This window comes from bacterium (assembly GCA_037131655.1).
Lineage (GTDB): Bacteria > Armatimonadota > Fimbriimonadia > Fimbriimonadales > JBAXQP01 > JBAXQP01.
Map to the genome: position 1 here is coordinate 1 of JBAXQP010000114.1, position 8,293 is coordinate 8,293.

General features: G+C 47.5%; 7 protein-coding genes. 1 reads left to right on the forward strand and 6 read right to left on the reverse strand.

Going from position 1 to position 8,293, the window contains the following annotated elements; translation table 11 throughout:
• Positions 1-91: 91 nt before the first annotated feature.
• From WCO51_06840 to WCO51_06860, 5 genes are all read right to left on the reverse strand, one after another.
• Positions 92-832, reverse strand: a complete 741-nt coding sequence (locus tag WCO51_06840; protein MEI6512978.1) for an SUMF1/EgtB/PvdO family nonheme iron enzyme — start codon at positions 830-832, stop codon at positions 92-94.
• Between the two features lie 21 nt (positions 833-853).
• Positions 854-1,423, reverse strand: a complete 570-nt coding sequence (locus tag WCO51_06845; GenBank protein ID MEI6512979.1) for an acyloxyacyl hydrolase — start codon at positions 1,421-1,423, stop codon at positions 854-856.
• 74 nt (positions 1,424-1,497) lie between these two features.
• The gene (locus tag WCO51_06850) at positions 1,498-2,292 is read right to left on the reverse strand and encodes a sugar phosphate isomerase/epimerase (protein ID MEI6512980.1); all 795 of its coding nucleotides are present in this window, start codon (positions 2,290-2,292) and stop codon (positions 1,498-1,500) included.
• Between the two features lie 228 nt (positions 2,293-2,520).
• Positions 2,521-3,588, reverse strand: coding sequence for a Gfo/Idh/MocA family oxidoreductase (locus tag WCO51_06855; protein ID MEI6512981.1), 1,068 nt, complete (start codon positions 3,586-3,588; stop codon positions 2,521-2,523).
• 233 nt (positions 3,589-3,821) lie between these two features.
• A complete protein-coding gene (locus tag WCO51_06860) occupies positions 3,822-4,958 on the reverse strand; it encodes a universal stress protein (protein MEI6512982.1) in 1,137 nt (378 codons plus the stop codon).
• Between the two features lie 483 nt (positions 4,959-5,441).
• Here WCO51_06860 and WCO51_06865 point away from each other — a divergent pair, with 483 nt between their 5' ends.
• Positions 5,442-6,500: a sialidase family protein gene (locus WCO51_06865; protein MEI6512983.1), complete on the forward strand. Its 1,059-nt coding sequence runs from the start codon at positions 5,442-5,444 to the stop codon at positions 6,498-6,500.
• 184 nt (positions 6,501-6,684) lie between these two features.
• Here the strand turns inward: WCO51_06865 and WCO51_06870 are convergent, their stop codons facing one another.
• A complete protein-coding gene (locus tag WCO51_06870; GenBank protein MEI6512984.1) occupies positions 6,685-7,968 on the reverse strand; it encodes a hypothetical protein in 1,284 nt (427 codons plus the stop codon).
• Between the last annotated feature and the right edge of the window lie 325 nt (positions 7,969-8,293).

Here is an 8,293-nt window from a genome sequence, read left to right on the forward strand (position 1 = left end):
TTACTCAGGGACACGAAGTCGGTTTACGGCAATCCAATCCGGTTCCCTGAGTAGGCCGTCAGTCCATATCGATGGGCGATTAGATCACAAATCATACTGTTCGAGCAACGCGGAAACCGACGATGCTAAAGCGGCGGGAGGGAGAGTAGCAGTCTCGGTGGTCGCAGCGGAACATGACATTGTAGCCGTCGTCCCAGGAGCCGCCGCGGTAGACGCGTGCGCCGCCGCTTGTGGGCGGGGTCAGGTCACCGGTCTTGTACTTGGAATAGGCTCCGATATAGTGCCAATCGGCGCACCATTCCCATATATTCCCGCTCATCTGATATAAGCCCCAAGGGCTGCACCCTTCAGGGTATTCCCATACCCCGCATGTCTGTTCAGTACCCCTGGTTTTGCGGTTTCTGCATCTTGCCCCATCCTCCCAATCATCACCCCAAGGATAGATTCTCCCGTCAACGCCCCTCGATCCCTTCTCCCACTCAAGCTCACTCGGCAAGCGCAGTCCAGCCCATGCGCAGTACGCATCGGCCCCAAATGCGCTTATGCGCACTATCGGATGGTCGTCCTTCCCTCCATAGGCCTCATATGAAGTTCCCACTTGCCTCACAAAGCAATGTTTATCAAGTAGTATCCATTTATCCAGATCAATCTGATCCGGACGACGCTCGGATAAAAAGCGCGCATACTGTGCATTCGTTACTGGATGCTGAGCGATATAATACGACGGTAAGATCACAGAGAATTTATCACTACCAGCAAGGAACTCGCCCTCTGGGATTAACACCAGAAGGGAGCCATCTTTTTCATGATTGATGGTTTGAATCTCATTCATGCGTAATCGCTCCCGTTTTCATCAGTGCCAGCAATAGCCCAGTTTGACAAAGGTTGCATTAATCCCATGATTTGGGTGTTGAAAATTAGCGTTAGATGCGTGGTAGAAAGTAGCTTCAAACGTAATTGCCCCGTTAGAACCAGTGGCGTATTCCAAGCCAAGCCCTGCTTGTTCGTTGAAATTGGTTGTTGTAGCCTGCCCCGGCACTTTATCTTGCAAACGCATCACACCTAATCCGATCTTATAGTTCGCCGAAATCCGTCCATGGACGAGGAAATATCTTGTATAGTTCGCTGAAATCGAAAGCATTTTATTGTCGCCAATATTTACTTGGTCTGCAAGAGACAGTTCATATTCGATACTTGTTCTTGGAGAGAGGAATTTTTCATACTCTATGTTGAATAGGTTAAATTCCATAAAAGGAACGTCGGTATCCTCCGGTATTCGGTAGTTTTGGCCAACTCCAAACGATAACCCCCACTCCTCGTCACCCCGAGAGCGATTAAAGAAATCTGATGGAGCACCCCAAACGGATGCCCTCAATACAATTATTATCGATATGATTAAAGTCGTCTTGCCTAGAAGCTTCAATGTCTGCTCTCCCATCTATTACTAGATCATCTCGCAGCACGGGCTTTTTGCCCGTGCTGCATTTGGTGACAAGACTATAGCGCTTGGATTAGGCTATTTAGGGACGTGTAAGCTTCGGCGACGTACTTGGGTAGGTTCTCTGGGTCCTGCACTTCAAGCTCTAGGGCGATAGCGCCTTTGTAGTTGCTCTCGTGAAGGAGTTTAAGAATACCAGGTAGGTCAATTTCGCCCGTGCCGATAGCAACTGACTGAGTGCCGATGTGGTCTTTTAGGTGGACGTTGTAAATCCTTTCGGCATACTTTTTGATGAACGCCATTGTGTCGACCTTGGCCGCATGGAAATGGCCAGTGTCAATTGTGATGCCGATTTGCGGGTTTTTGATTTCAGAGAAGACCGCATCAAAGTCCTCAGCAGTCATAAGCTGGCTGTTGAAGTGCGGTTCGAGGCCGAGGCGAATTGGCATATCCTTAATCATGGGGACAAGCTTCTTAAGACCGATAATAGTATTCTCAAGACCTCCTGGTTGGCGCTTCCCGCCTGAGAAAACCATGAGAGGGCTTTTAAGGTTGACGCCCAATTCGAAATTAAGAATAAGGTCCTCAACGTGCGCTTCGGCTGCGGCAGGACTGCTGGTATTGATGCCTGGCGCGTAGACTTCAGTCAGTCCTAGAAGGCCGGCCTCTCTGGCCATCTTATTGCAAAGTTCATAGTTGAACCACCGAGGCTCTTTGAGACTCCAGATAATGGGGCCAGCAACGCCCCAATACTTGAACCCAGCCTTAGGCGCCCATTCGAACGTCTCCAGTATCTCATCCTTACCCGGCCCTCTTAAAGCGCAAGTTGTACACGATAGTATCATCTCGCTCATTTATCACTCTCCTGTTAGTGTGTATTTTCAAAAATCTTACTCTTAATCTCCTGCTGTAAGGCAGGGCTTGCCCTTCCCTCCGGAGGGCGCAGCAAGCGGCGCCCCTACAAAGAAACAAAGTCGTACCCCTAAACTTCCAAGCCGTATCGAAGGACGGAGAAGGTTAGCCTTCAGTTAGATTAAAAAAATTGCAACTCTCCCCATCACCCATCACCCATCACCTCTCCGCTACTCCCTCATTGGCGGGACATCTGGCAGGATGCGGCGCATTCTTTCGAAGGTGTCATCGCATTCTGCGGTGTCCAGGGGGAGGTCGATACGCGTTTGGTTTAGGGCGCTCAGACAAAGACCTTCTAAAATCTCATAACCATGATAGCTTATCTCGACATTGCATGGGTGAACTTTGCTATCGTCATCTAACCAATCTGCAAGATCGCGTAGATAGGGGGCTTGGAGGCCTTCTCGCTCCTGAACCTTCCACGGATCGCCTATTCCGCTCAATAACTCACCCTTTGATGACTTGGTAAAAGCAGCCCATCGTCCGTCGGTTTCTGCCCAGGCATAGCCATGAGTGCCGTGGACCATCAGGCGGTTATCCAGCCAAAAGTTCTCTCGCCCAGTATGGGAAGGTGCGATATATCCGCATTCGATATAACCTCTCACCCCGTTTGTAAAGCAAGCTTCTCCTAAAATGTAGTCAGGGGCCGGATGCGAATCGCTCAGTTTTGTCTTCCCATGCACATGACCTACCACCCATTTCGCCTTTGCTCCTTGGTTGATCCACATGCTGTAATCCATAAAGTGTGTGCCGAGTTGGGAGAGCCATGCCCAAGTGGTAGCGTGCATATTAACCACATCGCCGATATCACCGCTCCAAACAAACTCTTTAAGCTTCTGCATCGAGGGGAGGTACTTCTGCTGATGACTGACGATAGCTTTGATACCGTTCTTAACGCAAAGGTCAGTAATGGTCTTGGCTTCCCTCAAACTCGTAGCCATTGGCTTTTCGAAGGCAAGCCCTTTCACCCCATATTTTGCGGCTAACTCCACCATCTCAAGGCGGACACTGGGCGGAGTTACAAAGCACAGCACATCCGGCTGCATTTCCTTTAGCATCTGCTCAGCATCGGTATAAGTATTGGCAATGCCATATTCCTTGGCGACCAAATCAATATTATCCCTTGTTTTAGCTGAGAGAGCTACAAGCTCGAAACGGTCAGGATTTCTAAGAAATCCCTCTATATGCCGCCCCCCTCGCGCTCCCACACCCACTTGTGCAACTCGGTACCTCTTCAAAATCACCCTCCTGATCTCAAACCGCAACTCGGCTATAGTTTACTCTCTCGCGTATTATTGTTTATATATTAGATGTAACCAATCTTATAAGAAAGGAGGCGGTACTATGGGAAGCTATCAGTATTTAGGATTCTGGAACCCCTATATAGCCTATTTATTAGGCTTTTGGACTATGCAGCCCGGAAGCGGCGCAAGCATCGAATAAAACACTGGCGTGACACTCAATATCGCTTCTATGATGACTTACTCGGTTCTCCAACGACGGTAATATCCACTTCCGGAATGCGGGCAAGAAGAGTGTGAAGGACTGAGTGTTTAAAAACCCCAAGTATCCCTTTTGGAGGAAGGTGGCCCATCACAATATGGCTTATGTCGTTTGCTAAGACATATTCAGCGATCTCTGCTGCTGGGTCGCCTTCTAAAACCACCAAAGGGATATGCATTTCTTCCAAAAAAGCCAAGGTTTCATCAGATGCATACTTGAGGTCTTCCACAGGGGTTTTGACATACAAGGCCACAACTTCATGGTTGATCGCTTGAGCGATTCGATAGCCTCGCCGTATGATGCGAGCAGCGCGCGGCCCTGGTTCGATACATACTACAATTCGCTCGCGAAATTTTGAAAAGACGCGGGCATGGTGCGCTTTCATCGCTTCAAAGTCCTGGTCAACTCGACCGGCAAGTTCTCGAAGGGTCATTTCACGAAACGCCAGCAAATTCTCATCTCGAAAGAAGTTTTCCAAAGCCTGCTCGGCTTTTTCGGATATAAAAACTTCACCACGCTCGATACGATTACGAAGCGCTTCCGGTGTCAGGTCAACATCAACCACATCATCTGCTTCCCTCAAAACTCTATCGGGTAGCGTTTCCTTTACTCGAACGCCAGTTAGATCAAATACTGTGTCATTCAAACTTTCGAGATGCTGGATATTAACGGTTGACAGCACGCTAATGCCTGCCGCAAGCAATTCATAAACATCCTCCCACCGCTTTGGGTTCTTGGAACAGGGCGCGTTTGTATGGGCGAGTTCGTCAACCAAGCACCATTTCGGCTTTCGCGCAAGGATGGCATCCATATCCATTTCCTCAAACTCAGAGCCTTGATACTCCGTCTTTCGAGGGGGAATTATTTCTAACCCTTCCATTAACTCGACAATCGGCTGCCGGCCATGGGGTTCGATAAATCCAATAACGATGTCATCCATCTCACGCTGCTTACGACGATGAGCTTCACTCAACATTGTATATGTTTTGCCAACCCCAGCAGCATAGCCAATGAAAAGCTTGAGCTTGCCGCGTTTTGGCGGCTGATCGGTTTTCATTTTTTCTAATTGAGACTTTGTCGTTTCCCCTAATTCTTCTTGTGACATCGTATCGCCTACTTCTTCCCTTTATCTAAAGCTAAATTGTGTTCGGACAAATTCACACGAAGATTACCCAAAAAACCTAAATCATGCTCCATTTTTTTTGCATTTATAAACTCTTTCTTATCCGATCTTTATCCACTTAACTTCGCAATAGTACCCATAAATAGTAGAATTACTGCGAGTTCGAGTATCAGGAATCGCTTCTCATAACTATGCCACGACAAAAACTGAAAGGTGAGTGCGTGGACGAAGCAGATGGCTGGTTCTGATTTGAGTAATGGTACAATATTAAGAGCCTGGATGCTAAGAAAAGGTGTATCCGTGAGAATAGTAAGAATAATCGTGGCAGCGTCGCTGGCGTATGTTTTGCTAAAACTATCAGACCTGGTTATCCTACATTCATAGTATTTGAATGTAGGCCTTCATCATAATTTGGACAGATTAGTCTCTGATATCGCATATTGAATTTCCTCAAGGAGCATCAAGATGAAGAACAACGATTTGTATGAGCTGTATATTCGCTCCGCCAAAGAGGGAGAGAGATATAGCGAGGGATCGGTAGTGGAGTTGAATAATGGCCATTTGCTGATCGCTTATCAAGAGTTTCTTGGAGGTTGTAGTGACTTCAGCCCTGGTAGAATTGCCGGAATGTTGTCAAAGGATAAGGGCATAAGCTGGGAAGATTACTCTGCAATACAAGAAAACGTCGCCGACACGAATGTCATGTGTCCTACGCTGTTGCAGCTTCAATCCGGTGTACTCGCTCACTTCTATCTGCACAAGAACTCGGTTTCTGACTGTCAAGCCTATATGACACAATCCTCAGATGAAGGGAAGAGTTGGGGAAATGCGGTGCGCATAACCGCTGAGCCAGGATACCATGTTGTAAATAACGACAGAGTCATTCAACTCAAATCGGGAAGGTTATTAGTACCTGTAGCGCACACGCCGCATTGTTGGTGCGAACAACCATGGAAATCATTCTGTTATTTCTCGGATGATAATGGAAGTACATGGGTTGTTAGTGACAATAAAATCAGTCTTCCGAAAGGGTACGGAACGCCTACTAGGGACAAGATATTTGGCGCTCTTGAGCCAGGGGTAGTGGAACTGATTGATGGAAGAATATTGATGGTGATAAGGACTCAGTTGGGTCATATATACAAGTCGTATTCAACCGATGGCGGTTCGACATGGACCGAAGCTCTGCCGATGAGCTTGGTGTCTCCAGGCGCTCCCTCTTCTATCAAGAGGATTCCTGACACCGGCGATTTGCTTATCATCTGGAATAACAATTTTGATCCCGAAGAATTTATGTGTGGCAGGCGCTGCCCCTTGACTGCGGCAATTTCAAGAGATGATGGAGAAACATGGGAGAACATCAGAAACATTGAAACCGATGAAAGCAAGGATTACGCTTACACAAGTATAACGTTTCTAAAGGAGAAAGTGCTTCTTACTTACTTTACTATTCCTGGAGCACACGCATTCACTGGAGGTCTATCGCTAAAGCTGAAAATCATTCCGGTAGGCTGGTTCTATTGATTCATTGCATAGGTAACCACTGTCCGAAAAATCAGGGCAAGATCAGTTCTTGATAGTCGCAATTTCCATCCGAGTCCCTCCCAACATGATGTTCGAGGCGGATGCTCCAAAGCCACTCAGGAATGGCTTATCCCGCTTTCCAATGCCAACAAACGGCTTCCTTCATGAACTCTTCCGAAAATCTCTAAAAATTCCACGTAGCTCTGGATGGACCATCGGAAATGACTTCTTCGAGATAGCAACCGGTTTGAATTGGAGGGTTGCCAATGTCATTGATGCAAAAATCGTGAGTTTTCTTGGCCAGTCCCTTAAAGTGATAGGTCAAAACATTATGCCCTTCGCCATCAGCAATTTGAACAATGCTTGCCATCTCAGTCAACTCCATGATGCGATAGGCCAAAACGTTGTGCCATTCACCGTCTGCGAGTTGAACAGTGCTTGCAATTGGATGATCCACGAACCAAAAGGTATTGCTTGGGGGAGCACCGAACTCAAGGGGGGGCATTCGAACGACGATGCCCGGTTCCAATCCGTTGCGCTTATTATTTAATGGCCAGAGGCACAATATCTCTCGACCAAAAGAATAGCCACCCGTCGAATGCTCATACATCTCCTGATGATGGCAGCTTACGATATAGGGCGTGCCATCGGGCGCTTGATTGAGGGTGATTGGAGTTCCGGCGACGATCCGTTCGGCGTTGATGATTTGCGTCCAATTTACTAAATCCGTCGAACGCCATACGAGAATATCGAAACCCTTACGAGTATTATACAGGAAAGAGCCATCAATATCACGAATTAAGCTCGGCTCAGTGCCTCCCGCCCCTTGTACTGGATTGTAGTCCGACATGTGCCAACCATCTGGACAATGCTTCCAGCGAGTAACGCCCGAGGAGCCGTCGTCGTGGGACATAGTGAAGAGAAGGTCTTCGCCATCGGGAATTGCGCTTGTCAGCCCAGGTACATACTCCTTGGACATCATCTCCTTGCTGAGGATATTAAGGTCCTTTCCGTCGAAAGCAAACTGAATTAATTCTAAAAGTTTGGGACCTTCAATCTTCTCTCTAATCGAGCTATAGCCGATGACTTGGCTGACTCCAAATCCGGTGCCGGCATGAGGGTGCAAGGAGCCATCGGCTCTTTTAGCTCCATAGGGTATAAACCCGCCGAGGACAGGATACTTGGTCATCTCTTTATTTTCGCCCGTTTCAGGATCCGGTTCAAAGTAATTGCGCGAGACGGGGTAAATCTTGGCTTGACTGGTGTTGGACAAGTCATCGAAGAGAATAATGTCCGTACCAGCTTCAAAATCCCAGGTCTTTTCGTAATCGCTGCGGATATTCACAAAGACTCCCGCTAGCCGAGGAGCAATCTGAAACGGTTCCCCAATTCCATACCTCCAAACCTTTCCGTCGGGCTGATCATTCGGTTTACCAAAATCCACTGGTCCTTGCGTGACTTTTAACATCTTTACCTCAAAAAATCCACATCAATCTTGCCGGGGTTCCGGAAAAGACTTCTTCAAGATAGCATCTGCCGACCCCGTGCTTCATTAGCGCTTAACTCCTTTCATTTTTACCCGATGTTCAATGCCAAACGAACGGCTTCCTTCTTGAACTCTTCCGAATATCTCTTCATTAGACTTCCCTCTACTCGTATACTGGTGTCCGTTTCTTTGGGGCAAGATCAGTGTATTTAAGCGCCTCTTTAATCCAGTCGTTGGAATAATATGGTTCAGCTGTAAATCGGCATTGAATATTGACCCACCATCGGCGTCCAATTTTGACCCACCT